The following is a 25,921-nucleotide window of genomic DNA, read 5'->3' as shown; positions in this document are numbered from 1 at the left end:
GAACATGAGCACCGTGCAGGGCCGGCTTCGCATCGCCGTCCAGAAATCTGGCCGTCTGGCCGACCGCAGCCTCGACCTGATCCGCGACGCGGGCCTGAAATGGGTCAAGGGTCACAACGACCTGCTGTACCGGGTCGAGAACTATCCGATCGACCTGCTGCGCGTCCGCGACGACGACATTCCCACCTTCGTGGCGGACGGCGTCTGCGACCTGGGCATCGTCGGCGAGAACGTGCTGGAGGAGGGCCGCAACGGCGGGCCCAACGCCTCGATCGTCATGCCGCTGGGCTTCGGTCGCTGCACGCTCAAGATCGCCACGCCTCCGACGCTTGCCTATGACGGTCCAGCCTCGCTGGACGGGCTGCGCATCGCCACCTCCTATCCTAAAATCCTGCGCCGCTTCCTCGACGAACGCGGGGTCAAGGCCGACATCGTGGTGATGCGCGGGGCCGTCGAGGTCGCGCCCCGGCTGAAACTGGCCGCCGCCATCTGCGACCTGGTCTCGACCGGCGCGACGCTGGAGGCCAACGGCCTGGGCGCAAAGGATACGGTTCTGGAAAGCCAGGCGGTGCTGATTCAGTCGCCCGTCGCGCCCGAGCCCGCGCTGCAGCAGTTGTTGGACAGCGTCATCGAGCGGATGGCGGGCGTGGTGTCCTCGCAAGGCGCCAAATACGTCATGCTGAACGCGCCGCGCTCGGCGCTGGACGAGATCACCGCCATCCTGCCCGGCGCCGGCTCGCCGACCGTCATGCCCTTGATGGGTCGCGACGACGCGGTCGCCGTCCACGCCGTCTGCCAGGAGGCCGTCTTCTGGGAGACGCTTGAGAAGCTGAAGGCCGCCGGCGCCTCGGCCATTCTGGTCCTGCCGATCGAGAAGATGATGTGATGAAACGCATCGACTGGTCTTCCCTCGACGCCGCCGGCAAGACGGCCGCCCTCGCCCGCCCGGCACAACGTACCGCCGGCGACGTGACCGAGGTCGTGCGCACCATCCTGGACGACGTGCGCCAGCGCGGCGGCGCGGCCGTAACCGACTGGTGCCTGAAGCTGGACAAGGCGCCGCCCCGTCGCATCGCCATCACGCCCGAGGCCGTCGCCGAGGCGCGCAACGCCCTGCCGCCCGGCGACGTGCGCGCTCTGCGCATGGCGGCCGACAATGTGCGCGTGTTCCACCAGGCGACCCGGCCCGAGGACACGCCCTTTATCGAGACGACGCCCGGCGTGCGGTCCAAACTGGCCTGGCGTCCCATCGCCTCGGCCGGCCTCTATATTCCCGGCGGCACCGCGCCGCTGTTTTCGTCGCTGCTGATGCTTGCCATTCCGGCCGGCGTCGCGGGCGTGGGCCAGCGCGTCGCTGTCACGCCGCCGAACAAGGACGGCGGCATCCACCCCGCCATGATCCTGGCCGCCGCAGAGGCGGAGCTGGACGCCATCTGGTTGATGGGCGGGGCCCAAGCCATCGCCGCCCTGACCTTCGGCGTCGAGATGGAGGACGGGGTCATTCCGGCCTGTGACAAGCTGTTCGGACCCGGCAACGCCTATGTGGCCGAGGCCAAGAAGCAGGCGAGCGCCCTGCCAGGCGGTCCCGCCGTCGACATGCCGGCCGGCCCGTCGGAGTTGATGGTCATCGTCGATCGCGACGCCGCGCCCGAGATCGCCGCCGCCGACCTGCTCAGCCAGGCCGAGCACGATGCGGATGCGCAGGTTCTGCTGGTCTCCACCAGCCGCGCCACCATCGACTACATCCTGAGCGAGGTCGAGGTGCAGGTCGCAACCCTGCCTCGCGAAGCCATCGCCCGCGCCTCTCTGAACGAAGCCCGCGCCATCCTGGTGCGCGACCTCGACGCGGCCGCAGAAGTCGCCAACCTCTATGGCCCCGAACACCTGGCGATCCAGATCGACGATCCCGAGCCGCTGGTCGATTCGATCAAGGCCGCCGGGGCCGTGTTCGTCGGCCGGTTCGCCGCCGAGACGCTGGGGGATTATGCCGCCGGTCCCAGCCACGTCCTGCCCACCGACGGCGGCGCCCGCACCCTGGGCGGCGTCACCACCGCCAGCTTCATGACCACCATGTCGGTCCAGCTGGTGTCCGAGGCCGGCGCCCGTCAACTGGCGCCCATCGCCGCCCGTCTGGCCCGGATGGAGGGCCTGGAAGCCCACGCCCGCGCCGCCGATCTGAGGGCCGAAGGATGACCCTGCCCGCTCCGTATCCCCCGCTGGTTTCCGGCGGCGAAGGTCTGGATCGCTATCCCGACGACGCCTCAGCCCTCGCCGCTCGCATGGCCGGCGTCTATGGCGTACCTGCCGAACAGGTGCTGCCGGTGCGCGGCCTAACCCACGGGTTGGAACTGGCCTGGCGCCTCGCCGCTCGCGACGGGGGATCGGTCGAGGCCCCGAAGGCCGAACCCTATGACAGTCTCGGCGCCATCTATCCGGCCAAGGGCGAAACGGCCCCAGAGAAAAGTATCGTCGTCATCCGCGCCCTGGGCTCGCCCGAAGCCGTCGGCGAGATGGCCGCCCGCGTCGCCCCCGCCCTGCTGGTGGTGGACGAGGGACTGATCGAGTTCTCCGACAGCGCCTCGGCCGTGACCGTCGTCGCCGATCAGCCGAACCTGATCGTGCTGCGCAGCCTGTCCCTGGCCTATGGCTTAGCCGGCGCCCGCGTCGGCGCGGCGATCGCCCAAGCCCAGACCCTGGCGCGTCTGGCGTCGGTGCTGGAACCCTACGCCCTGCCCGAACCGCTGGTGCGGCTGGCGATGCAGGCGCTGGACCCGTCGCGGATGATCGAGACCGCCGAGCGCATCGCCTCGGTCCGGCGCGAACGCGAGCGGATCGCCCGCGAACTGGGCCGCCAGATGCCGGTCGAGCCCGGCGTCGGCCCCATCATCATGGCCCGGCCGGAAGACCCCGCCGCCGCCTTGGCCGGTCTGAAGGCCTATGGCGTCGAGGCCGACCTGTCCGGCGACCGCCTGCGTCTGCCCGTCTCCATCAAACCCGAGGTCAACGACCGGCTGCTGGCCGCCTTCGGCCTGACGCCCGCCAAGCGCCGCCCGGCCCGCGTCGGCCAGGCCGTGCGTGACACCAAAGAGACCCGCATCGTCTGCGCCGTCGATCTGGACGCCCCAAGCCCCATCAAAATCGAAACCGGCGTCGGCTTCTTCGACCACATGCTGGAGCAGATCGCGGCCCACGGCGGCTTCTCCCTGCGGCTTCAGTGCGAGGGTGACCTGCACACCGACCCGCACCACACGATCGAGGACAGCGCAATCGCCCTGGGCCAGGCGCTGAAACAGGCGCTGGGGGAGCGCAAGGGCATCGCCCGCTACGGCTTCGTCCTGCCGATGGACGAGGCGAATGCGACGGTCTCGATCGATCTTTCCGGGCGCCCCTATCCGCTGTTCGAGGGCTCGTTCGAGACGCCATTCATCGGCGACTACCGCACCGACCTGACGGCGCACGTCTTCCGTTCATTGGCCGAGGCTATGGGCGCTGCCGTCCACATCTCGGTCACCGGCCAGGACGACCACCACAAGACCGAAGCCGTCTACAAGGCGTTCGGCCGCGCCCTGCGCCAGGCCATCCGCGTCGAGGGCGACGCCGTGCCGTCGACCAAGGGCGTGTTGTGACCGAGGTCGCCGTCATCGCCTACGGCGCCGGCAATGTCGCCTCGGTCCAGTTCGCGCTGGAGCGGCTGGGCGCGACCGTGCGCCTGACCGATGATCCGACGGTGATCGCCGAGGCTGAACGGGTCATCCTGCCCGGCGTAGGCGCGGCCGGATACGCCATGAAGCGCCTGTCGGACCTGGGTCTGATCGCGCCGATCCGCGCCTTCCCGCGCCCCCTGCTGGGTGTCTGCCTGGGTCAGCAACTGCTGTTCGGATCGAGCGACGAAGGTGACGGCGTCGATCTGCTGGGCCTTATTCCCGGGGCGGTGACCCGGCTGAGGCCTGCGAGCGATCTGCCGGTGCCGCACATGGGCTGGAGCCGGTTGACGCGCGACCGCGACGACCCCTTGCTGGAGGGCGTCGCCGACGGCGCCTACGCCTATTTCGTCCACGGCTTCGTCTGTCCCGACGGACCAGCGACCCTGGCGCGCGCCGACTATGGCGGCGTCGTTCCGGCTGTGGTGCGATCCGCCAACCGCTGGGGCTGCCAGTTCCACCCCGAACGCTCGGCCGAGGCCGGGGCGACCATCCTCAAGAACTTCCTGAGTTTGTCATGCTGATCTATCCCGCCATCGACCTGAAGGACGGCGTCTGCGTGCGCCTGATGCATGGCGACTTCGCCCAGGTGACGCATTACGACCAGCAGCCGGCCGCCCGCCTGACGACCTTCGCGGCCGAGGGCGCGGAGTGGATTCACATCGTCGATCTGGACGGAGCCGAGGCGGGCGAGGCGCGTCAGCATGCTTTGATCGGTGAACTGACCCAGGCCATCGACGTCAAGGTCCAGTCGGGGGGCGGCGTGCGCAGCGCCGACGATGTGAAAAAACTGCTGGACGCCGGCGTGTCGCGCGTCGTGGTCGGATCGCTGGCGGTGACCCAACCCGAGGCGGTGGCGACCTGGTTGGAGACCTTCGGCGTCGAGCGCATCACCCTGGCCCTGGACGTCAAGATCGAGGACGGCGTGCCGGTCCCCGCGCTGAAGGGCTGGACCCAGTCTTCGGGCATGACGCTTTGGGAGGCGCTGGACCGGTATCCCAAGGGGACGGCCAAACACCTGCTGGTCACCGATGTCGGTCGTGACGGCGCTCTGACCGGGTCGAACCTAGAGCTGCTGGCCGAGATCCGCAGCCGTCGGCCGGATCTGGTGTTGCAGGCCTCGGGCGGCGTTTCCTCGCTGGACGACATCGCTGCGGTCAAGGCGCTGGGCTGTCACGGCGCCATCGTCGGACGCGCGCTCTACGAGAACTGCTTCACCCTGCCCGAGGCGATCGCGGCGGCCAAACGCTCGTGACGGCGCGGCGGATCATTCCCTGCCTGGACGTGAAGGACGGCCGGGTGGTCAAGGGCGTGAAATTCGTCGGCCATACGGACATGGGCGACGCGGCGGTGCTGGCCGCCCGCTATCGCGACGCAGGCGCCGACGAACTGGTTTTCTACGACATCACCGCCAGTCCAGAGGGGCGGACGCTGGACTACGGCTGGATCAAGGACATCGCCCGACTGCTGGACATTCCGTTCTGCGTCGCCGGCGGCATTCGCACCGTGGATCAGGCGGCGCGCTGCCTGGACCACGGGGCGGACAAGGTCTCGATCAACTCCCCGGCCTTGGAACGGCCCGAACTGATCGCCGACATGGCTGCGCGGCTGGGCAGCCAATGCGTCGTCGTCGGCGTCGACAGCCGGTTTGAGGACGGCGACTGGGTGGTCCACAAATATACCGGCGACCCCGATGCACGCCGTCATGCCGGCAAACGCACGCTGGACTGGCTGGACCAGGCGCAGAGCCTGGGCGCCGGAGAGATCGTGCTGAACTGCATCGATCAGGACGGGGTTCGGCGCGGCTATGACATCGAGCAACTATCCGCCGCGCGGGCACGTCTGACCATTCCCCTGATCGCCTCGGGCGGCGCTGGCGCGCCCGAGCATTTCAAGGCTGTGTTCGAGCAGGCCGACGTCTCCGGCGCCCTGGCCGCCAGCGTTTTCCACACCGGCGCCATCGCCATTCCGGACCTGAAAGAATACCTGGCCGACGAAGGCCTGGAGATGAGACTGTGATCGACCCGAACACTATCGACTTCGCCAAGAGCGACGGCCTGGTTCCCGTCGTGGTGCAGGACGCCGCCACGCTGCAGGTCCTGACCCTGGCCTATATGGATCGCGCTGCGCTGGACGAGACGATCGCATCCGGCGAAGCCACCTTCTTCTCGCGCTCGCGCGGAGGGCGGTGGAGGAAGGGCGAGACCTCGGGCGACCGGCTTCACGTCGTCTCCATCACGGCCGACTGCGACTCCGACGCCATTGTGCTGGGCGTCAGGCCGGTCGGAAACGCCTGCCACCTGAACCGGACGAGCTGTTTCGGCGAGGCCGACGCGCCGGGCTTGGGTCGGATCGCCCGGCTGGAGCGAACCATCGCCGCACGGGCCGCCGCCGATCCGACCGAAAGCTGGACCGCCCGACTGATCGCACAGGGGCCCAAACGCATCGCCCAGAAGGTCGGCGAGGAGGGCGTGGAGACCGCCTTGGCCGGCGTCGCCGGCCCGGATGAGGAACTCGCCAGCGAGGCTGCGGATTTGATCTATCACCTGCTCGTTCTTCTCCATGCCCGTAACATGGTGTTTCAGGACGTGCTGGACGTGTTGGCCTCGCGAGCGGAAGCGGCCAAAGACAGCGGCTAGACCGTAAAGGCGTGCGTCCCGACAAATGGGATCATCGAGGGACAAGACATGGCGGCTCTCATTCTGTTTGGTGGCGGCGGCGATCTGGCGATGCGCATGCTTCTGCCGTCGCTCTATTTCCTCGAACACGACGGCCTGCTGCCTGAAGGGCTGAAGATCATCGGCGCCGCGCGTTCCGAAGAGAGCGCCGACGACTATATCGCCAAGGTGCACGAGGCGGTGAAGGCGCGCGCCGAGGCGGACAAGGTCTGGGACGAAGCCAGCTGGTCGCGGATGAAGGCCCGCCTGGACTATCTGGCGGTCGACGCCACATCGCCCGAAAGCCTGAAGCCTCTGAAGGACAAGGTCGGCGACGGCGAGGTCACCTCCTTCCTGGCCGTTTCCCCCTCGCTCTATGCCCGCATTGTCACGGCGATGAAGGCGGCGGGTCTGGCCGAAAAGAACTGCCGCATCGTGCTGGAAAAGCCTGTCGGGCGCGATCTGAAGTCCTTCCTCGAAATCGACGACGCCGTGGCCCACGCCTTCAGCGAGAACCAGGTGTTCCGCATCGACCACTATCTGGGCAAGGAGACGGTGCAGAACCTGATCGCCCTGCGGTTCGGCAACACGATCTTCGAACCGTTATGGAACAACTTGTCCATCGACCACGTGCAGATCACGATCGGCGAGACGGTGGGGGTCGGCGATCGCTGGCCCTACTATGATGAATACGGCGCCCTGCGCGACATGCTGCAGAACCATATGCTGCAGCTGCTGTGTCTGGTGGCAATGGAGCCGCCGAGCGACCTGGACCCCGACTCGGTGCGCAACGAGAAGGTCAAGGTGCTGCGGTCGCTGCGGCCCGTCACGGTGGACGAGGTCGAGCGCGTGACCGTGCGGGGCCAGTATGTGGCGGGCGTCTCGGAGGGCAAGCCGGCCAAGGGCTATGACGAGGAGCGCGGCCAGCCGTCGGACACCGAAACCTTCGTCGCCGTTCGCGCCGACATCGACAACTGGCGCTGGGCGGGCGTGCCCTTCTTCATGCGGACCGGAAAGCGCCTGCCCGAGAAGCGCACCGAGATCGTTATCCAGTTCAAGCCGGTGCCCCACTCGATCTTCGATCGCGACGACCGGGGCGAGGTTCAGGCCAACCGGATGATCATCGAGCTTCAGCCCGAGGAAGACATCTCTCTGACGGTGATGAACAAGCGTCCGGGCCTGGATCAGCGCATGCAGTTGCAGCCGATCAAGATGAGCCTGTCGTGGGGTGTGCCGAATTCGGGGGACGGCAAGTCCGCCGCCCCGCCGCGCCGCCGCATCGCCTATGAGCGGCTGCTTCTGGATGCGATGGCCGGAGACTCGACCCTGTTCGTGCGCCGCGACGAGGCCGAGCAGGCCTGGAAATGGGTGGACGAGGTGTCCGAGGCCTGGGCCGAATCCGGTCTGAAGCCCGATGACTACGTCGCCGGAACCTGGGGCCCCGACAGCGCCGACATGCTGATGATGCGGACCGGCCGCGACTGGAATACGACCGATGTCTGAGACCCCCGCCATCGAGGCCTTCGCCTCCGTCGAGACCTGGGCCGAAGCCATCGCCGCGCGTCTGGCCGAAACGCTTGGCGCGGCCGTCCGCGACAATGGGCAGGCCCTGTTCGCCGGTCCGGGCGGTTCGACTCCTGCGCCCGTCTACCGCCGCCTGGCGGCGACCGATCTGGACTGGTCCAAAATCGCCGTGACCCTGGTGGACGAGCGTTATGTGCCTGAGACTTCGCCGGAATCGAACGCCCGGCTGATCCGCGACGTGCTTCTTCAGGACAAGGCGGCGACGGCGCGCTTCATCCCGCTCTATACGCCCGAGGTCACCGTGGACCGGGCGGCCATCGTGGCGGCAAAGGCCCTGGGCGATGCCGGCGGGCGGTTCGATGCGGTGCTGCTGGGCATGGGCGAGGACGGCCATATCTGTTCCATGTTCCCCGAAAGCCCGACGCTGAAGACCTTGCTGACGCCGACGCTGAAGCCCACGGTGCTGGGCGTGCCGCATGGGCGCGACGGCATGGCGCCGACGATCGAACGGCTGTCGATCAATCTGCCCTATCTGATGTCGGCGGGCCGGGTGATCCTGGGCCTGAAGGGCGCCGCCAAGCGTCGCGTCTTCGAAGAACAGGCTCAGGGCGATCCAAAGATTCAGCCCATCGCCGCCCTGATCGCCGCCGGCGTTCCCCTTGAAGTTTTGTGGACGGAGGAAGGCTGAAATGGCGCTTCATCCCACCGTGGCGGCCGTCACCGCCCGCATCATCGAAAAAAGCCGCGAGACCCGCGCCGACTACATCCGTCGCATGGACGCGGCCCGCGACAGCGGCGCCGGTCGCGCCAAGCTGAGCTGCGCCAACTGGGCCCACGCCTTCGCGGGCCAGACGATCGCCGATAAGCTGACGGCGATGGACGGGTCCAAGCCCAACCTGGGCATCGTCACCGCCTATAACGACATGCTGTCGGCCCACCAGCCGTTCGAGCGCTTCCCCGACGTGGTGCGCAAGGCCGTGCGCGAGGTCGGCGCTACGGCCCAGGTCGCCGGCGGCACTCCCGCCATGTGCGATGGGGTCACGCAGGGTCGTCCGGGCATGGAGTTGTCGCTGTTCAGCCGCGACCTGATCGCCATGTCGGCGGGCATCGCCCTGACCCACGACGCCTTCGACGCCGGCCTGATGCTGGGCGTGTGCGACAAGATCGTTCCGGGCCTGTTCATGGGCGCCCTAGCCTTCGGCCACCTGCCCGTCGTCTTCGCACCCGCAGGCCCTATGCCATCGGGCATTCCGAACGCGGAGAAGGCCCGGGTCCGGGCCGAATATGCGCAGAACAAGGTCGATCGTCAGACCCTGCTGGAAAGCGAGATCGGCAGTTATCACTCGCCCGGCACCTGCACCTTCTACGGCACCGCCAACTCCAATCAGATGATGATGGAGCTGGGCGGACTGCACATGCCGTCCACCGCCTTCGTCCATCCCGACACCGGCCTGCGTGACGCCCTGACGGCGGCGGCGGCGAAACGGGCGGTCGAACTGGCCCGCAGCGGCGAGTGCCGCATGGCCGACGTCATCGACGAGAAGTCCATCGTCAACATGATCGTGGCCCTGCTGGCCACCGGCGGCTCGACCAACCATGCCATCCATCTGGTCGCCATGGCGCGGGCGGCAGGCGTGCTGATCGACTGGACCGACATGGACGAGCTGTCGTCAGTCACGCCTCTGTTGGCGCGGGTCTATCCGAACGGTTCGGCGGATGTGAACGCCTTCCAGGCCGCCGGCGGCGTCGCCTTCATCGCCCGCGAGCTGGCGATGGCGGGCAATATCCACACCGACGTGACGACCATCATGGGTCAGGGCATCCAGGCCTATTTCCAGGAACCGTCGATGATGGACGGCGAACTGGTCTGGCGCGACGGGGTTCAGGAAAGTCTCGATCTCGACATCCTGCGCCCGGCGTCCAATCCCTTCGACAAGGAGGGTGGCTTGCGTCTGGTTCAGGGCGACCTGGGTCGCGCGGTCATCAAGATCTCGGCGGTCAAACCCGAGAACCGCATCGTCGAGGCGCCCGCCGCCGTGTTCGAGACCCAGGAAGACGCGCTGCAAGCCTTCCGGGACGGCAAGCTGTTCCGCGACGTGGTCGTTGTCCTGCGCTTCCAGGGACCCAAGGCGAACGGCATGCCGGAACTGCACAGCCTGTCGCCGGCCCTGTCCGTCATTCAGGACAAGGGGTTCAAGGTCGCCTTCGTCACCGACGGCCGCATGTCGGGCGCCAGCGGCAAGACGCCGGCCGCCATCCACGTCTCGCCCGAGGCCCTGGCCGGCGGTCCGCTGGCCCATGTTCAGGACGGCGACATCATCCGCCTGGACGCCGAAGCTGGCGTTCTGACCACCGTCGGCGTTCCCGACCTGACCGCCCGTCCGCTGGCCGCCCGGTCCGCCGCCAACGCCGAGGGTTCGTCCTGGGGCTATGGCCGTGAATTGTTCGGCGCCTTCCGCCATGTGGTCACGACGGCCGAACAGGGGGCGACGGTCTGTTTCGCCCTGCCGACCGGTTCGCGCGGCAACGACGACACCCCGCCCAATCCCAACTTCGTCGATCGGACTGTGGACGCCTGATCCACCGAACCGAGCGCAGGAAACGCCCCAATGAATGACAAGACCCTTCTCGTCGGCGATGTCGGCGGCACGAACGCCCGCTTCGCCGTGGCCCGAATGGTGGACGGCAAGCCCGTGCTGGACCACCACGAGAGCTTCCCGGCCGAGACCTATCCGACCTTCCTCGAAGGCGTCGCCGCTTTCATCGACGGCTGCGAGGTCAAGCCGACGGGCGGCGTGATCGCCGTCGCCGGCCCGGTCACGGACGGCGCCATCGACCTGACCAACTCGCCCTGGCAGGTGTCGGAGAGCGAGCTTCAAACCCTGGGCCTGAAGCCCGTCAAGCTGATCAACGACTTCGAGGCCTTGGCCTGGGGCGCGCCCATCGTGCCGGAAGACCAGCTGGAAAGTCTGGGCGGCCCGGTCGACGGCGATCCGCACTGCACCGTCGCGGTGCTCGGCCCTGGCACCGGCTTTGGGGTCTCGGCCCTGGTGCGGGATGCGGCCGGCAAAGAAATGGCCATGCCGTCCGAGGGCGGGCACGCCTGCTTCCCCCCCGGCGATCCGGTCGAGGATGAAATCCTGCGCATCCTGCGTCGCCGCTATGACCGGGTGTCGATCGAGCGCCTGATCTGTGGGCCTGGCCTGCTGAACATGCACCGGGCCCTGGCCGAGATCGACGGGCGCGAAACCCACATCGACGATCCCGCTCAGATCACTGCAACGGCCCTGGCCGATCCGAACAGCCCGTGCGGCGCGACCCTGGCCCGCTTCTGCGCCATCCTGGGCGCGGTCGCCGGCGACATCGCCCTGACCACCGGCGCGCGCGGCGGCGTCTATATCGCCGGCGGCATTGTTCCGCGCATCCTGCCCTTCATCAAGGCCAGTCCCTTCCGCCAGCGCTTCGAACGCAAGGGCCGGTTCAAGGAATATATGCAGGACATCCCGACCAAGGTGATCATGCACAAACACGCCGCGCTTCTGGGCGCCGCGAGGGTCGCCTTCGCCCAGTCGGAGGGCTGACGCGACGGGCGATCACGAAAATCTCACGGCGGCGTGAACCGAACCGTCACCGTAGCGTTTGAGAGTTTCCACCTAGGAGAGGAAACTCAAATGAAAAAGTTCGCCATCGCCGCCGCTTCGGTCTTCATGCTGGCCGGCGTCGCCGCCTGCGGTGAAAGCGCCGCCGACAAGGCCGCTGAAAAGCAAGCCGACGCCATCGAAGCGACGGGTGAAGCCCGCGCCGACCAGCTGGAATCGCAAGCCGCGACCGCTCCGACCGCCGCTCAGGCCGACGCCCTGAACGCCCAGGCTGACCAGGTCGAGAAGAACGCCGACCGCAAGGCCGACATGGTCGAGCAGCAAGCTGGTAACGCTGATGGCGGCGCCACGACGGCCAACACGCCTTCGACCCACTAAGGTCTGGCGACCGACTAAATCCGTTTACGGATGGATCAGCCCCCGTCGTTCGCGACGGGGGCTTTTTCGTGCCTGCGACCTCAGTCGATGCACAGGGTCGGGCCGGCCTTGCCGTCCTCGACCGTCGTGTTGCAGCCGAAGCGATCGCTGGTCGCTTGGCAGACGCCAGTCGCCGCCGTCCCCGGCGCCACGCCGCTGTTGCCCTCGATGCGGCAGTCGCCCTGGCACTGATCGCCGTCGGTGCAGCGCTTGCCGGCGTCGGCATAGTTGATGACGCACTGCCAGGATTGCATCCGCCCGACCTGTTTCATCGTGCCGCCGCGCGCGGCGCAGGACGCGGCGTCGGCGCTCTGCATCGGCGCATCCGATGCCGTTCCCGTGGTCTGGGGCGAGCAGGCGGCGGCCAGAAGCGCGACGGCGGCGATGAGGGAAATACGGATCATGAGATCTGTCCTTTGGTGAAGCCTGACCAGACGTCGTCGTAGTCGAGCTGCATCTGCGGTGATTCCGACGCCCATTTCGTGACGCGGATCGGCATGCGCGTCTCGAACATGAAGGCCAGGGTGTTTTCGATCTTGTGCGGCTTCAGCTCGGCCTTGATCGCGCCGTCATAGCTGGCCTGATCGGGGCCGTGGCCGCTCATGCGATTGTGCAGCGATGCGCCGCCTGGCGCGAAGCCGCCGGCCTTGGCGTCATAGGCGCCGGTCACCAGACCCATGAACTCGCTCATCACGTTGCGGTGGAACCACGGCGGGCGGAAGGTGTCCTCGGCCACCATCCAGCGCGGCGGGAAGATGACGAAGTCGATATTGGCGGTCCCCGGCGTCTCGGACGGACTGGTCAGGACGGTGAAGATCGACGGATCGGGGTGGTCGTAGCTGACGGTGTTGATCGTGTTGAACCGCGCCGTGTCATAGCGGCAGGGCGCCAGATTGCCGTGCCAGGCGACGACGTCCAACGGGCTGTGATCGAAGGTCGTGGCCCACAGACGGCCGCCGTATTTCTGGACGCACTCGGTCGGGCGATCCACGTCCTCATAAGCCGCGATCGGAGTCTCGAAGTCGCGAGGATTGGCCAGGCCGTTTGAGCCGATGGGGCCGAGATCCGGCAGGCGGAACGGGCTGCCGTAGTTCTCGCACACATAGCCGCGCACTGGCCCCTCAACCTCGACGCGGAAGCGCACGCCGCGCGGGATCAGGACGATGTGACCCGGCTGAGCCTCGATGACGCCAAACTCGGTGACGAAGCGGTGGTCGCCTTCCTGAGGCACGATCAGCAGTTCGCCGTCGGCGTCATAGAAGACCCGGTCGGTCATCGATCGGTTGGCGACATACAGGTGAATGCCCGCCCCGGCGCCGCCGTCCGGTTCGCCATTGCCACCATAGGTCGTCAGCCCCTCGACCCAGTCGGTCGCACCCTGCGGCATCGGCAGCGGGTCCCAGCGCATCCGGTTGGGATTGGGCGGCGTCTCGTCGAACGGACCGGAGCGGACCCGCCCCTGATCGAAGGGGGTGTACGGCCCATGCTGGGCCGAGGGACTCAGGCGATAGAGCCAGCTGCGCCGGTTCTCGGCGCGCGGGGCGGTGAAGGCCGTGCCGGACAGCTGTTCGGCATACAGGCCCATCGGCGTCTTCTGCGGCGAGTTTCGACCCACCGGCAGGGCGCCGGGCGCGGCTTCGGTCGCGAAATGATTGCCGAAACCGGTCATGTAGGCGGGCGCGTTGGATCGCGTCATGTCGTGTCTCCCTATGCCCCTGGTTTAGCCGTCCCCGGCGCCAGCGTCACCCTTTGCCCGTCAGGCAACAGCTTGGCGGTTGGCGCGTTGCTGTGGCCTCGCGGAGAGATTTCCATGACCTATCTGACCCGGGCGGTGTTCGCCTTCGCCAGCCTGCTGCTGTTGCTGGCGGCCATGGCCCTGATCGGGTTCGGGGTGAAGGAGGCGCTGCACGGCATCGGCTCGCCCGACAAGTCCGGCGCCGACGCGGTTCTGGACGTGCTGGGCTATGTCATCGTCGCCATCGCCGTCTTCGACGTGGCCAAATACATCTTCGAGGACGAGGTCCGGCGCGGCAACGAAAAGCGCAGCGCCGCCGAGGCCCGGCGCAGCCTGACCAAGTTCCTGTCGACCATCGTCATCGCCCTGTTCCTGGAAGCGCTAGTCGTGGTGTTCAAGACGGCGCGAGAGGACGTGGCGCAGCTGCTCTATCCCACCGCCCTGCTGATCGCCTCGGTGCTGGTGCTGGTGGGCTTGGGCGTCTTCCAGCGCCTGTCGGCCACGGTCGAGGAAAAGGTCGGCGAGGACGACGAGGCCGAGGACCGCAAGGACAAGGTCAGGCGAAAGGCCGCGCCCTAGCCTTTGCTCGGCAGGAAGGGCGAGAAGGTGATGACGGTGAAGGTGTCGCGCACGTGCGGCCGCGTCTGGACCTGTTTCGTCACGAAGGTGCCGATGTCGGCGTCGCGCGGCAGGTTGAACTTGGCCAGCAGGTCGTGCTGACCCGAGGTGGAATACACCTCCGAGACGTTCTCGACATTGTCCACGATATCGGCCGCCACGTCGTTGGCGTAGCCCAGCTCGCATTTGATGAAGACGAAGATGGCGGTCATCATGGCGGATCAGTCCTCTGGTTCGAGGGCGCTTCTAGCGGACGAAGACGTGACGGGTAAGCCGCAAGACACAGACGCCGTGCTGGAGGCGCAATACAACAACCGCGCCCTGGTCCCCGACCATCCCGCCGTGATGGCGCGCTGGAAGGGGGAATCGGAGGCCGCCCGCGCCGCCCATCCGCCCCAGGTCCTGAAATACGGCCCGGGCGAGCGCGAGCGGATCGACTGGTTCGACGCCGGGGATGGCGCGCCGGTCGTGGTCTTCCTGCACGGCGGATACTGGCAGGCGCTGGATGCGGGCTGGTTCAGCTTCGTGGCTCCACCCCTGCTGGCCCACGGCGTCAGCGTCGCCATCCCGACCTATGACCTGGCGCCCAGCGTACGGCTGGGCCGGATCGTCGATCAGGCGCGGGCGGCGGTCGATCTGATCCGCGACCGCACCGGCGCCGCGCCCGTCGTCAGCGGCCACTCGGCGGGCGGGCATATGGCAGCCTGCCTGCTGGCGGACGGACGGGCCTCGGCGGCGGTCGCCCTCTCCGGCGTGTTCGATCTGGAGCCGCTGATCCCCACCTCGCTCAACGTCGCCCTCGAGCTGAATACGGCCGAGGCTGAGGCCCTGTCGCCGATCCGCTGGCCGGCGCCCGCCGGCGCGGTTCTGGACTGCGTTGTCGGCGGTTCGGAAAGCGAGGCCTTCGTGGATCAAAGCCGCGCTATGGCCTCACGCTGGGGCGACGCCGGAGCGAGGACACGCTTCGAGGCTCTGGCCGACCTGAACCATTTCACGGTTCTGGATCCGCTTTTTGATGCCGAGAGCGCCCTGGTCAGGCGTCTGGCCGACTTGGCCCATCGACGCTGAGCGTCAATCAGACCCGGCGGCGAAAAATAGAGTCTAATTCGTCCAATTCGTCTGAAATCCCCCACTCCCCTCCCTGACAGATGGACTTGAGCGGCGAGGCTTCAAGAGGGGCGATCGGCGCGCCAGATGAAGACGAAGTTGCGGTGTTCGGCCCAGGTTTGACCTTCGACATGGTCGCCCGCCAGGCAGGCCGCCGTATGATAGGGGCCTGCGCCGTCGGTGGTGCGGAACGAGACGCACAGCCGGCCGTGCTGGCGCTTCCATCGGCCCGCCTCAATGCGGCTGTTGTAGAAGTCGCCCGTCACGACGCCATCGGGTTGAAGCGTCAGGTTCATGGGCTGGCGATAGGGCTGGGCCGGATCGGTCGCCAAATCGACGGACCAGGCCCCGTCCATGTCGGCGGCGGGCGGCGGATCCTGGACGGTCAGAAGGGCGACGACGGCGAGGGCGGCGAACATCCTGCTTCTCCCACAGGCGATTGACCGAACGACGGTCCGCCTTTCGCCACATGCCGTCAAGAGAACGTCCGCGCTAACGCGGTTTGACTTGACCTTGCGTCCGCGACAGCGGAGGTCGGACGCGAACCTATCGCAGAGGAACCCGTCCATGGCCCATGATCGCGTCAGCGTGCTTCAGGCGCTTCAGACCCAGGGCGTGTGCCCGGTCTTCTATCACCCCGATGCCGAGGTCAGCCTGAACGTCATACGCGCTTGCGCGCGCGGCGGGGCGCCGGTGGTCGAGTTCACCAATCGCGGCGACTTCGCCTGCGACCTGTTCGGCGAGATCAATCGCGAACTGATCAAGACCGACCCCAACGTCGTCCTGGGCATCGGTTCGGTCGTCGATGCAGGCACGGCCTCGCTTTATCTGAACCGGGGCGCGCGGTTCGTGGTCAGCCCCTGCCTGATCCCCGACGTGGCCAAGGTCTGCAACCGTCGCATGGTCGCCTATTTCCCCGGCTGCGGGTCCGTCACCGACATCGGCGAGGCGCACGAACTGGGCTGCGACATCGTCAAACTGTTCCCCGGCTCGTCGGTCGGCGGCCCGGACTTCGTCAAGGCGGTGAAGGGCCCGATGCCCTGGGTCAAGATCATGCCCACCGGCGGCGTCGATCCGGACGAGGCGTCGATCGCCAAATGGTTCGGCGCGGGCATCGTCGCGGCGGGCATGGGCTCCAAGCTGGTGACCGATGACGCCGTGAAGTCGGGCAACTGGGCCGCCATCGAGGCGTCGGTGCGCTCGGCGGTGAACGCCGTCGCCGCTTTCCGCGCGTCCAGGAAGGGCTGAGCGCCCAAGCGCCGTCAGCGGGGCGCGCGGTCGTCCGGCTGACGGTGATCCGGCCCGTGGGCCGCGGCGCGACGAGCATTGCCCTTACGCTGAAGAATCGGGGCCAAAGCCTTGCGCTCCTCGGGCGTTAGCGTCGCCAGCACGGCGACCGCGCCGCTTTCCAGGCGCGTGCGGCCCCGCATCTCGGCGGCTCTGGACTGTTCCAGCAGGCTTTCGACCCGGGTCGCGTCCAGGGTCGGCTGACCGGCGATGTCGATGGCCTCGCGCCGGGCGGCGCGGGCCGCCTCGAAATCAGGACGCGCCGCCAGGGCCGATTCTCGCAGCGCGGTGCGCACGCGCTGGCGCACAGCCGGATCCAGATCGGCGAGAACCTCGGCCAACGGTCCCTCGCGGCCCGGACGGCGTTGATCCTCGATCCGGCGTTCGATCCGGTCGCGATTGACGACATAGGTGACCCCGCCCGCCGCGGCGAACAAGTTCAGGGCCACCGAGACGGCCAGGGCGATCTTCAGGCTCTTGGACGTCATCCCAGCAATTCCGTGTCATCCACGCCCGTCAGCGAGGATTGGTAAAGCACCGCATCGGCGCGCGCGTCGGCGGTCAGATGCGTCGTCAGGCCCACGCCGGCGACCACGCCCGCACAGGCCGCAGCGGCCCAACCGGCGCCGAGGTACCAGATCGCCTTGCCCAGACGGCTTTTCGCCCGGGGCGCCGCCGCAAGGATGCGCGCGGTCAGGGCGGCGGACGGGACAGGTCTGGGCGCGGCGTCGAGCAGAGCGTCCAGCGCGGCCGCCTCGTCCAGCACCGCCTTCAGCGACGGATCGGCGGCGATCAGGCTTTCGGCGAAGGCGCGCTCGGACGCGGGCCACCGACGCAGGTCGGCGCCATAGGCGTCCGCCAGTTCGTGCAACCGTTCCGCCTTCATCGTCCGTCTCCTTTAATCGCCCCCGGACCGATGTCCGAAAGGGCCAGACGCAATGCGCGACGACCGCGCGACAACAAACTCTCCAGCGCCTCGACGCTGATCTCCATCAGGGCCGCCGCATCGATATTCGACAGCTCCTGATAATGGCACAGGACGATGGCCTCGCGCTGTCGGTCCGGCAGCCGTTTCAGGGCCGCCGTGACCCGTGCGCCCGTCTTGGCCGCCAGCAGACCGCGATCCGGCGCCGGGCCTTCGTCGGGACGATCCGGCGGCGTGTCGGTCGGGATTTCGCGCCGACGCCTCAGCCGATCGTAACAGAGGTTCAGCGCGACCCGGTGCAGCCAGGTGTCGAACCGGGCCTTGCCGGGCATCCATTTGGGCGCCTGACGCCAGGCCTTCAGCATCGTCTCCTGGGCCACGTCTTCGGCCTCGACCGCATCGCCCAACATGCGCTGGGCCAGCGACAGGATGCGCGGCAGCTTGCGCGAGACGAGCGTCTGCGCCGCCGCCGGGTCGCCCTGCCCAACGCGTCGCACCAGATCCTCGTCGGGGTCGACGATCGCGACCAAACCTGCCTCTTCCGCTACTGACGAAAGGGACCGGTGCGTTCACGACGGCCGACCCCGACACCGTCTTACTCCGAAGCCGGGACGGGGGAAGCGGGTTGTTGTACCGGACGCTGCGCCTGGCGGGCCGCGCGGCGTTCCTGCCGTTGCTCACGCTGCGCGGACATGGCCGCCCGGAGCTCGTCGGCGGAGATCACGCCGTCGCGGTCAGCGTCCATCTTGTCGAACCGCTCGCCCAGCTTGGCGGAGGCTTCGGCGATCACCACCGGCCCGCGTTCGCGTCCTTGCCCGCATATGGCGCGATGCGCGCCGCCGCGACGGCCCTCACGATGACCGGCGCGTTCAGCGCGCGGACCGCGATCCGGGCGTGCGGCATGGCCGGCGTCGAACTCGGTCCGGCTGATGGAGCCGTCGCTGTTCGCATCCAGCTTGGCGAAGCGGTCGCCCGCCCGTTCGGCGCGACGGGCCTGCATGGCGGCGGCGCGTTCCTCGGGGCTGACCACGCCGTCACGGTTGGTGTCCAGCGCGGTGAGACGCGCGATGCGCGCATCGACGAACTCGGCGCGGGTGATCTGGCGGTTCGGATCCGCACGCGCATGATGCGGCGCAGGCGCGCCGACGACGGGAGCCGGCGGAACCTGGGCGTTCGCGGCGCCGGCGGCGGCGGCCAGAGCGATGACGCCCAGGCCGGTCAGAAAGGTCTTTCTCATCTCGATCATCTCCACGGGCGCGTCTGGCGCCCTTTGACATTGCCCTGTCAGGAGATTGAACGCAGCGTCGCGGATTCTCCGTCGCGGCCTGCTGGAACCGCCCGCTCGAAGGCCTTTCGGGCCCGCGCGCGCAGGTCCGTCAGCTCGGTCTTCAGCGTGTCGAAGTCCGGCGCGCCGGCGGCCTCGGCCAGGCGCAGCTGGAAGACGCCGGGTTCGCCCTCCGGATCGACCCGCCCCTCGAAGGCGGCGGCCAGAAGATGGGCCAGGCGCTGCTGCACGCGCCAGGCCTCGGCCAGGACCGGGTCGTCGTGCAGGGCCTCAAGCGTCGAGAGGGTCAAGGGCTCGCCGATGGCGGCGGCCTGAAGCTGGCGGAACTGGGCGGCGAACTCGGCGTCCACCTGCCCCCCCGGCGACAGCTTCAGATCCCAGAAGCCGTGCGGGCGACGCTCGCGATCCATAAGGCTGCGCATCTTTCGGACATCGGCGGCGATATCGACGCCGGGACGCGGGCGCCGCAGGGCGGCCTCGATGGCGGCCGAAACCTGGGCGCCGAACTTGGGATCGCTGGCCCAGACCACGCGGGCGCGGGTCAGAACCATGAACTCCCAGGTCTCCGCCTCCTTGGCGTAATAGGCGTCGAACGCCTTCAGCCGCACCGAAACCGGCCCCTTGGAGCCGGTGGGGCGCAGGCGCATGTCCACCTCATAGAGGCCGCCTTCCGCCGTATGCGCCGACAGGGCCGCAATCAGCCGCTGGGTGAAGCGGGCGTAGAAGACGTCGGCGGTCCAGCCCTTGATCTCGGAGGTCGCCTCGGGCGGTGCCTCGTACAGGGTCATCAGATCGAGATCCGATCCGGCCGTCATCTCGCGCGAACCGGCCTTGCCCAAGGCGACCACCGCCACCGCGCCGGGGAAGGCGCCGCCCAGCCGTTCGGTCTCGGCCAGGGCGGCGGGCGACAGGGTGCGCATGGCGGCGTCGGCCGGGGCGGCGTAGGCGCGGCCCGCCGCCTCTGCCCCCGCCCGACCGGTCAGGGCGTGGATGCCGATGCGGAACATCTGCTCGCGATGCAGGCGGCGCACGGCGTTCATGGCCCCCTCGAAATCCTCGGTCTCGCCAGCCTCGCGCAGCATCTGTTCGGTTAGGCCGGTCTCTTCGGACAGATCGACCAGGAAGCGGGCGTCCAGCACGCCGTCCAGCGCCGCCGGTTGCCGGCCGAGGGTCCGGGCGAGACGCGGTGCGAAGGCCATGACGCCCAGCACCATCTCGAACAGTTTGGGCTGGTTCAGGAACAGGGCCTGGACCTGCACGCCCGCCGCTAGGCCGGAGAAGAAGACGGCGAAACGCCGGAACGCCTCGTCCGGCGCACCGGATCGGGCCAGGGCCTCCAGCAGGCGCGGCGCCAGGCGGGTGAACAGTTCGCGGCCCCGCGCCGTGCGTGTCGCCGGGATCCGGCCGTGGTGCCAGCTGCGGATTGTGTCGGCGACCGACGGCGCCTCGGAAAAGCCCATGCGACGCAGGGTTTCCAGCGTCTCGGGATCGTTCTCGACCCCGGTGAAGACCAGGCTGCCGTAGCTGGAGTCCAGATCTTCGCCGCCCTCGAACAGTTCGCCATAGCGGGCGTTGACCCGCGCCAGGAGGGCCTCGACCCGGGCGTCGAAGGCGGCCAGGTCGTTCGAACCGGCCCCCGCCCCAGCCAGCGCGGCGACGGCGGCGCGGCGCTCGCCGTCCTCGGGTAGGCGATGGGTCTGCTCGTCGTCGAGCATCTGCACGCGGTGCTCCAGACCGCGCAGCTCGACATAGGCGGCCGACAGTTCCTCGCAGACCGCCTGGGGCACATGGCGCGCGTCGGCCAGGGCCTTCAACGCCTCCAGCGTGCGCTGTTTGCGCAAAGCCGGATCGCGGCCGCCCAGGATCAGCTGCTGGGTCTGGGCGTAGAATTCGATCTCGCGGATTCCGCCGCGACCCAGCTTCAGATTGGCCCCGGCGGCATGCAGTCCCTCGCCCGTCTTGTGGACATGGATCTGTTTCTTGATCGACTGGATGTCGAGCACGGCCGCGTAGTCCAGGCTGCGCCGCCAGATGAAAGGGATCATGGCCTTCAGGAACCGGCCTGCCGCGCGCATGTCGCCCAGGACCGGCCGCGCCTTGATGAATGCCGCCCGCTCCCAGTTCTGGCCGACACTTTCATAGTAGGCCAAGGCCATCGGCCCTGCGACGACCGGCGGGGTCGAGGACGGGTCGGGCCGCAGCCGCAGATCGACGCGGAAAACATAGCCGTCGCCCGTCCGCTCGGTCAGCAGGGTGGCGATCCCCTTGCCGACGCGATTGGCGAAGTCCTGCATCTCCTCGCCCTCGCGCAGGGCCAGGCCCATCAGGCGCGGCTCGAAGAAGAGGGAGATGTCGATGTCGGACGAATAGTTCAGTTCGTTGGCGCCATGTTTGCCCATGGCCAGGCCGAACAGGCCGGGAATGGGTCCGCGCGGATCGCCGGGCGGCGAGATCAACCGGCCGCGCGCCCTCTGTTCGGCGGCGACCGCGCGCAGCGCGGCGCGGCATGAGGCATCAGCGAACCGGGACAGGGCGTCGGTGACCTGCTCCAGATCCCACACCCCGCCCAGATCGGCCAAGGCGGTCAGCAGGTGCAGGTCGGCCTTCAGCACGCGCAGCGGGGCGCGCACTGCGTCCGGCTCGGCGTCCAGCGCGTCCGTGTCGCTAATGATCCGCTCCAGCGCCTCGACCGGGTCGGCTTCCAGCAGGCTTCGCAGATGGGCGGGGCGACGCCGCATCAGACCGGCGAGATAGGGCGAAGCGCCGGCGACGGGCGCCAGGGCGGGCCAGGCGGCGTCCAGAGCATCGCGCCAGCCGTCGGCGTCGGCGGCTTGGATCAGGGTTTCGTGCAGGCGGTCGGCGGCGGCGATGTTTGTGACCGGACCGGCGGGCGTGAGGCTGTAGGCCAGCGGGATCGAGGTTTCTGGATGGGCCATCACATCATCCGCTCATCCCGGTCGAGGCCGGCGGCAGCACCAGCGCCACCCGCAACCCAGGTCCGAAGTCGCCATAGGCGCCTGGACCCTCGTCCAGCACCACCCGACCCCCATGCGCCTCGGCGACGGCGGTGACCAACGAAAGCCCCAGGCCCGATCCGGGTTCGGTGCGGCTGTTGTCAAGGCGCACGAACCGCTGGACCACCCGCTCGCGGTCCTCTTCCGGCACGCCCGGCCCGGTGTCGGTGACGGAATATTCGATCTCTCCCGACGAGCGCCGGCGCGCGCGCAGCTTAACCGCCCCGCCGGCGGGGGTGTATTTGATGGCGTTGTCGATCAGATTGGCCAGGGCCTGGGCCAGGAAGGGCTGGTTGCCTTCGATCATCAGGCCGCGCTCGACTTCAGAAGAAAAGTCGATGTCCTTGTCCTCGGCCGCCGGCTCGTAAAGCTCGGCCATGTCGGCGGCCAGATCGGCGGCGTCCATCACCTTTGGATCCGGCGCCCCGCCCGCTTGCAACCGCGCGATGGCCAGGACGGTGTTGAACGTCTTCAGCAGATGGTCCGCCTCGTCCAGGGCGATGCCCAGGGCGTCCACCCCGTCGATCTTGCCGGCTTCGGCGTCGATCAGGGCCACCTCCAGCTTGGCCCGCATCCGTGTCAGGGGCGAGCGCAGGTCGTGGGCGATGGCGTCACCGGCGTGGCGGATCGAGGCCATGGACGCCTCCAGCCGATCCAGCATGGTGTTCAGCCCCTGGCCCAGTTCGTCCAGTTCGTCGCCGGTGTGGCGCACGGGCGCACGGACCTTGAGATCGCCGTCCTGCACCGACTGCACCACGCGGTTCAGCCCGGCCATGGCGTTTTCGACCCGCCGGCTGATGTAGAGACCGCCCGCCAGGCCCAGCAGCATGACCAGAGCCATGGCGCCCCACAGGGCTTGGGTCAGCCGCGCCAGATAGGCCTCGATGTCGCCGATGTCCTGACCGACGAACAAATGTTCGCCGCCGGCCAGGGTGGTGATCACCCCGATGGAGCGACGCCGCTGGACCTTACCCTGGGCGTCCGTGTCGGTCAGGCGGAAGGTCTCCCAGTCGCTGGCGCCGGCCGGCAGGCTGAGGTCGATGTCGATCGGGGATTCGGTGATGTTGCCGGTGATCGTCTTTCCGGCCTTGTCGGTCAGCAGATACAGATACGGCCCGCCGCGGATGGAGCGTTCGACCAAGGCCTGGTTCAGGGCGTCGATGCCGCGCGTACGGTGGATCGCCGTCAGGGCGCCCAGCTCGATCTCCACATCCGCCTTGGCCCGGCCTTGAGCCTCCGACGCCGAGGCGAAATAGACATAGGCCAGGATCGCCCCCGCCGCCGCCACGAACAGCGCCAGGAACAGCAGCGTCAGCCGGAAGGGTGTGCGGCGAAGGAGGGAGGGAAGACGCATGGGGTTTAGGGGTGATTTGTGATTGGTGAGTCGTGACTGGCTAGAGAGGGTGCAGACGAAAAGGGGCATGAGAGCCCAAGCCTCGCGCCAGACACTCGCTCGTCACCATTCACCACTCACGATTCACATTAGGCCTCCAACCGATACCCGGCCCCGCGCACGGTCTGCAGCATGGCGCGGTCGAAGCCCTTGTCGATCTTGGAGCGCAGGCGGCTGATGTGGACGTCGATGACGTTGGTCTGAGGGTCGAAATGGTATTCCCAGACCTTCTCCAGCAGCATGGTGCGGGTCACCGACTGGCCGGCGTGGCGCATCAGGAACTCCAGCAGTTGGAACTCGCGTGGCTGAAGATCGATCTCGGTCGTGCCGCGATGCACCGTGCGGCCGATCAGGTTCATTTCCAGATCGCCGACCTTGAGCACGGTCTGCACCCCGCCGGTCTCGCGACGACGCGCCAACGCCTCGACCCGCGCGATCAGTTCGGCGAAGGCGTAGGGCTTGACCAGATAGTCGTCGGCGCCGGCCTTCAGCCCCGTGACCCGATCCTCGACCTCGCCTAGGGCCGAAAGGAACAGGACCGGGGTCTGATCGCCGCCCTTGCGCACCGTCTCGACCATGCCGACGCCGTCCAGGCGCGGCATCATCCGGTCCACCACGTAGACGTCGTAGCCGCCTTTTTGCGATTCCAGCAGGCCAAAGGCGCCATCCACGGCGTGGGTGACCTCATGTCCGGCTTCGGACAGGCCCCGCACCATGGCGGTCGCCGCCTCGGCGTCATCCTCGACCACCAGAATCCGCATCGAAACCCCTCCCGGAATCAAAATCGCCGCCGATGGTAGCGCATCGGCGGCGATTGACGAGTTAAGGCTTGGTCAGAATGCCGATCATTCGCCGGCGGCGAACTTCAACGGCACCGGGCTGGTGCCCTGCGGCGTGCGCACGAACAGCAGGATGCTGGGACGACCCGCCTGTTTGGCCGCCGCCACCGCTGCGCGCAGATCGGCGGCGGACGTGATGTTGCGATCATTGGCGCGGGTGATGACGAAGCCCGGCTGGAAGCCGAGGCGCGCCGCAGCCGAACCCTGTTCGACGTTGGTGATCACGACGCCGTTGACGCTGGCCGGCAGGCTGAAGCGCGAACGCGCGGCCGGCGTGATCGCGGTGACGGCGAGTCCTTCGATCGTGTCGCCCTGACCAGGCTGGCTCTGCCCCGGATTGGCGCTTCCGCCCTCTTCCGACGCAGCGAGCTCCTCTTCCGAAGGACGGGTGCCTGAGCGCACGTTCAGGGTCTGGCGACGACCGTCACGAATCACTTCCAGGCGAATGGTGTCGCCCGGCTTGGCCGCGCCGACCCGACGGGTGGCTTCCTGGCTGTTCGCCACCGCCTGGCCGTTCACGCCGACCAGAAGGTCTCCGACCTGGACGCCGGCGCGCGAGGCCGGGCCGTCCTCGGTCACGCTTTCGATCAGAGCGCCCTTGAAATCCTTGGGCTGGCCCAAGGCTTCCCAACCGTCGGGGCTGAGGGTGCGAAGACCCAGGCCCACATAGCCGCGCTCGATCGACTGACCGCGCATCAGGCGTTCGGTGATCGTCTTGGCGGTGTCCGCCGGAATGGCGAAGCCGATACCGACCGAGCCGCCCGTGGGCGAATAGATGGCCGAGTTCACGCCGATGACGCGGCCATGAATATCGAAGGTCGGGCCGCCCGAGTTGCCCCGGTTGATGGCGGCGTCGATCTGGATGTAGTCGTTGTAGCCCGACGGATCGATGTCGCGGGCTTTGGCCGAGACGATGCCCGCCGTGGCGGTGCCGCCCAGGCCGAAGGGGTTGCCGATGGCGATGACCCAGTCGCCCACGCGCGGCTCAGCCGTCTCTTCGAAGCTGACGTATTTGAAGTCGTTGCCCTCGACCTTGATCACCGCCAGGTCGGTGCCGGGATCGCGGCCGATCAGGCGGGCCGGCAGCTCGCGACCGTCCGACATCTTGACCTTGATCTCGGTCGCGTCGGCGACGACATGGTTGTTGGTGACGATGAAGCCGTCCTGCGAGATGAAGAAGCCCGAACCGGCGCCCTGGGTCGTCTGCGGCTCATCATTCCCCTGACCGCCATGGCCTTGGGGCGGCACGAACTGGAACGGCAGGCCGGGGATCTGGAAGGCGCCGCCCTGGGGCTGGTCCACCTTGACCGTCACGTCGATCTGAACGACGGCGGGCGAGACCTGGTCGAAGATGGTGGCGAAGCTGCTGGGCGCGCCCGGCGGGGGCGTGAAGGCGTCGCCGTTGGCCGGGACCGGGGTGATCCGGTTCACCGCCTGCGGTTCCGCGTGCGCGCCGGGCCAGTTGATGACGCCGCCGGCGGTCGCCGCCGCCGCCAGGGTCAGGCCGGCCGCGGCCCCGAGAATGAACTCCTTGCGCTTCAGCATCGTGGTCCTTGCGATCCTCTTGTCCAGCGCCAGACGGGCGCCGGTTTCGCGATTGATATAGGCCGAACCGGCTTTGCGCCAATCCCGACCGCCGATCGTTGATCTCGACTAGCGCCCGTCGTGAGGCGAGGTTGCGTCAGGATCGCGGCGAAGCTTCTCATTTCGTAGAACTTCGTCCAGCCGGCGTTCTTCTTCTGGCGTGAGGGGGACGGCCTCAACCGGACGACGGCGTGCGCGCAGGGCCAGAACGGCGGCGGCCAGCAGCAACAGGGCGA

Annotated in this window: 27 protein-coding genes; 15 read left to right on the top strand and 12 right to left on the bottom strand. The window is 68.2% G+C overall.

The window, feature by feature from the left end; genetic code table 11:
- Window positions 1-4: 4 nt before the first annotated feature.
- The 12 genes from hisG (at window position 5) to B3T77_RS03720 (ending at window position 11,859) form a co-directional block, all read left to right on the top strand.
- Window positions 5-886, top strand: coding sequence for an ATP phosphoribosyltransferase (gene hisG / locus B3T77_RS03775; protein WP_055752833.1), 882 nt, complete (start codon window positions 5-7; stop codon window positions 884-886).
- Entirely contained in the window at window positions 886-2,193 is a 1,308-nt protein-coding gene (gene hisD / locus B3T77_RS03770) for a histidinol dehydrogenase (protein WP_292077369.1), read from the top strand. The genes hisG and hisD overlap by 1 nt, the downstream gene beginning before the upstream one ends.
- Entirely contained in the window at window positions 2,190-3,626 is a 1,437-nt protein-coding gene (gene hisB / locus B3T77_RS03765) for an imidazoleglycerol-phosphate dehydratase HisB (RefSeq protein WP_066552529.1), read from the top strand. Before hisD ends, hisB begins: the two co-directional genes overlap by 4 nt.
- The gene (hisH, locus tag B3T77_RS03760; RefSeq protein ID WP_292077366.1) at window positions 3,623-4,225 is read left to right on the top strand and encodes an imidazole glycerol phosphate synthase subunit HisH; all 603 of its coding nucleotides are present in this window, start codon (window positions 3,623-3,625) and stop codon (window positions 4,223-4,225) included. Before hisB ends, hisH begins: the two co-directional genes overlap by 4 nt.
- On the top strand, window positions 4,219-4,956 hold the full coding sequence (gene hisA, locus B3T77_RS03755) for a 1-(5-phosphoribosyl)-5-[(5-phosphoribosylamino)methylideneamino]imidazole-4-carboxamide isomerase (RefSeq protein ID WP_292077363.1): 738 nt from the start codon (window positions 4,219-4,221) through the stop codon (window positions 4,954-4,956). Before hisH ends, hisA begins: the two co-directional genes overlap by 7 nt.
- Complete coding sequence (hisF, locus tag B3T77_RS03750) at window positions 4,953-5,720, top strand: imidazole glycerol phosphate synthase subunit HisF (RefSeq protein WP_292077360.1); 768 nt, start codon at window positions 4,953-4,955, stop codon at window positions 5,718-5,720. Before hisA ends, hisF begins: the two co-directional genes overlap by 4 nt.
- Entirely contained in the window at window positions 5,717-6,340 is a 624-nt protein-coding gene (gene hisIE, locus B3T77_RS03745) for a bifunctional phosphoribosyl-AMP cyclohydrolase/phosphoribosyl-ATP diphosphatase HisIE (RefSeq protein WP_292077357.1), read from the top strand. The genes hisF and hisIE overlap by 4 nt, the downstream gene beginning before the upstream one ends.
- A gap of 48 nt (window positions 6,341-6,388) precedes the next feature.
- Window positions 6,389-7,861, top strand: coding sequence for a glucose-6-phosphate dehydrogenase (zwf, locus tag B3T77_RS03740; protein ID WP_292077355.1), 1,473 nt, complete (start codon window positions 6,389-6,391; stop codon window positions 7,859-7,861).
- Window positions 7,854-8,570 (top strand): 6-phosphogluconolactonase, encoded by a 717-nt coding sequence (pgl, locus tag B3T77_RS03735; RefSeq protein WP_292077351.1) that lies wholly within the window; start codon window positions 7,854-7,856, stop codon window positions 8,568-8,570. Before zwf ends, pgl begins: the two co-directional genes overlap by 8 nt.
- A 1-nt stretch (window position 8,571) precedes the next feature.
- Window positions 8,572-10,461: a phosphogluconate dehydratase gene (edd, locus tag B3T77_RS03730; protein WP_292077349.1), complete on the top strand. Its 1,890-nt coding sequence runs from the start codon at window positions 8,572-8,574 to the stop codon at window positions 10,459-10,461.
- Window positions 10,462-10,491: 30 nt separating this feature from the next.
- A complete protein-coding gene (gene glk, locus B3T77_RS03725) occupies window positions 10,492-11,463 on the top strand; it encodes a glucokinase (protein ID WP_292077347.1) in 972 nt (323 codons plus the stop codon).
- 90 nt (window positions 11,464-11,553) lie between these two features.
- The gene (locus B3T77_RS03720; protein ID WP_055752822.1) at window positions 11,554-11,859 is read left to right on the top strand and encodes a hypothetical protein; all 306 of its coding nucleotides are present in this window, start codon (window positions 11,554-11,556) and stop codon (window positions 11,857-11,859) included.
- Window positions 11,860-11,939: 80 nt separating this feature from the next.
- On the opposite strand, the gene B3T77_RS03715 is transcribed toward B3T77_RS03720, so the two are convergent.
- Together B3T77_RS03715 and hmgA are read right to left on the bottom strand one after the other, a co-directional pair.
- Window positions 11,940-12,302 carry a hypothetical protein gene (locus tag B3T77_RS03715; RefSeq protein ID WP_292077345.1) on the bottom strand — a complete coding sequence of 121 codons (363 nt, stop codon included), beginning with the start codon at window positions 12,300-12,302 and terminating at the stop codon, window positions 11,940-11,942.
- Complete coding sequence (gene hmgA / locus B3T77_RS03710) at window positions 12,299-13,594, bottom strand: homogentisate 1,2-dioxygenase (protein ID WP_292077342.1); 1,296 nt, start codon at window positions 13,592-13,594, stop codon at window positions 12,299-12,301. Before hmgA ends, B3T77_RS03715 begins: the two co-directional genes overlap by 4 nt.
- 114 nt (window positions 13,595-13,708) lie before the next feature.
- Here hmgA and B3T77_RS03705 point away from each other — a divergent pair, with 114 nt between their 5' ends.
- Window positions 13,709-14,212 (top strand): GNAT family acetyltransferase, encoded by a 504-nt coding sequence (locus tag B3T77_RS03705; RefSeq protein WP_292077340.1) that lies wholly within the window; start codon window positions 13,709-13,711, stop codon window positions 14,210-14,212.
- Here the strand turns inward: B3T77_RS03705 and B3T77_RS03700 are convergent.
- Window positions 14,209-14,466 (bottom strand): Lrp/AsnC ligand binding domain-containing protein, encoded by a 258-nt coding sequence (locus tag B3T77_RS03700; RefSeq protein WP_039244189.1) that lies wholly within the window; start codon window positions 14,464-14,466, stop codon window positions 14,209-14,211. The two genes, B3T77_RS03705 and B3T77_RS03700, sit on opposite strands and share 4 nt — an antisense overlap.
- Between B3T77_RS03700 and B3T77_RS03695 the strand changes: the two genes are divergently transcribed.
- Complete coding sequence (locus tag B3T77_RS03695; RefSeq protein WP_292077337.1) at window positions 14,453-15,319, top strand: alpha/beta hydrolase; 867 nt, start codon at window positions 14,453-14,455, stop codon at window positions 15,317-15,319. The two genes, B3T77_RS03700 and B3T77_RS03695, sit on opposite strands and share 14 nt — an antisense overlap.
- Before the next feature lie 101 nt (window positions 15,320-15,420).
- Here the strand turns inward: B3T77_RS03695 and B3T77_RS03690 are convergent, their stop codons facing one another.
- Entirely contained in the window at window positions 15,421-15,777 is a 357-nt protein-coding gene (locus B3T77_RS03690) for a hypothetical protein (protein WP_039244188.1), read from the bottom strand.
- A 148-nt stretch (window positions 15,778-15,925) separates the two neighbouring features.
- Here B3T77_RS03690 and B3T77_RS03685 point away from each other — a divergent pair, with 148 nt between their 5' ends.
- On the top strand, window positions 15,926-16,606 hold the full coding sequence (locus B3T77_RS03685) for a bifunctional 4-hydroxy-2-oxoglutarate aldolase/2-dehydro-3-deoxy-phosphogluconate aldolase (protein ID WP_292077333.1): 681 nt from the start codon (window positions 15,926-15,928) through the stop codon (window positions 16,604-16,606).
- A gap of 14 nt (window positions 16,607-16,620) precedes the next feature.
- Here the strand turns inward: B3T77_RS03685 and B3T77_RS03680 are convergent, their stop codons facing one another.
- The 8 genes from B3T77_RS03680 to B3T77_RS03645 form a co-directional block, all read right to left on the bottom strand.
- The gene (locus B3T77_RS03680) at window positions 16,621-17,133 is read right to left on the bottom strand and encodes a periplasmic heavy metal sensor (RefSeq protein ID WP_292077329.1); all 513 of its coding nucleotides are present in this window, start codon (window positions 17,131-17,133) and stop codon (window positions 16,621-16,623) included.
- Entirely contained in the window at window positions 17,130-17,531 is a 402-nt protein-coding gene (locus tag B3T77_RS03675) for a hypothetical protein (RefSeq protein ID WP_292077326.1), read from the bottom strand. Before B3T77_RS03675 ends, B3T77_RS03680 begins: the two co-directional genes overlap by 4 nt.
- Window positions 17,528-18,100: an RNA polymerase sigma factor gene (locus tag B3T77_RS03670; protein WP_292077323.1), complete on the bottom strand. Its 573-nt coding sequence runs from the start codon at window positions 18,098-18,100 to the stop codon at window positions 17,528-17,530. The genes B3T77_RS03675 and B3T77_RS03670 overlap by 4 nt, the downstream gene beginning before the upstream one ends.
- A gap of 65 nt (window positions 18,101-18,165) precedes the next feature.
- Window positions 18,166-18,807: an EF-hand domain-containing protein gene (locus tag B3T77_RS03665; protein WP_292077320.1), complete on the bottom strand. Its 642-nt coding sequence runs from the start codon at window positions 18,805-18,807 to the stop codon at window positions 18,166-18,168.
- Between the two features lie 47 nt (window positions 18,808-18,854).
- Window positions 18,855-21,791, bottom strand: a complete 2,937-nt coding sequence (locus B3T77_RS03660; RefSeq protein ID WP_292077319.1) for a bifunctional [glutamine synthetase] adenylyltransferase/[glutamine synthetase]-adenylyl-L-tyrosine phosphorylase — start codon at window positions 21,789-21,791, stop codon at window positions 18,855-18,857.
- 4 nt (window positions 21,792-21,795) lie between these two features.
- The gene (locus B3T77_RS03655; protein WP_292077317.1) at window positions 21,796-23,223 is read right to left on the bottom strand and encodes a sensor histidine kinase; all 1,428 of its coding nucleotides are present in this window, start codon (window positions 23,221-23,223) and stop codon (window positions 21,796-21,798) included.
- Window positions 23,224-23,351: 128 nt separating this feature from the next.
- Window positions 23,352-24,023 carry a response regulator transcription factor gene (locus B3T77_RS03650; RefSeq protein ID WP_017504381.1) on the bottom strand — a complete coding sequence of 224 codons (672 nt, stop codon included), beginning with the start codon at window positions 24,021-24,023 and terminating at the stop codon, window positions 23,352-23,354.
- Window positions 24,024-24,107: 84 nt separating this feature from the next.
- Window positions 24,108-25,646 (bottom strand): Do family serine endopeptidase, encoded by a 1,539-nt coding sequence (locus tag B3T77_RS03645; protein ID WP_292077315.1) that lies wholly within the window; start codon window positions 25,644-25,646, stop codon window positions 24,108-24,110.
- Window positions 25,647-25,921 lie beyond the last annotated feature (275 nt).

The sequence above is a fragment of the Brevundimonas sp. UBA7838 genome (genome assembly GCF_002500885.1).
GTDB lineage: Bacteria > Pseudomonadota > Alphaproteobacteria > Caulobacterales > Caulobacteraceae > Brevundimonas > Brevundimonas vesicularis_C.
This window is presented reverse-complemented; position numbering and strand designations above follow the sequence as displayed.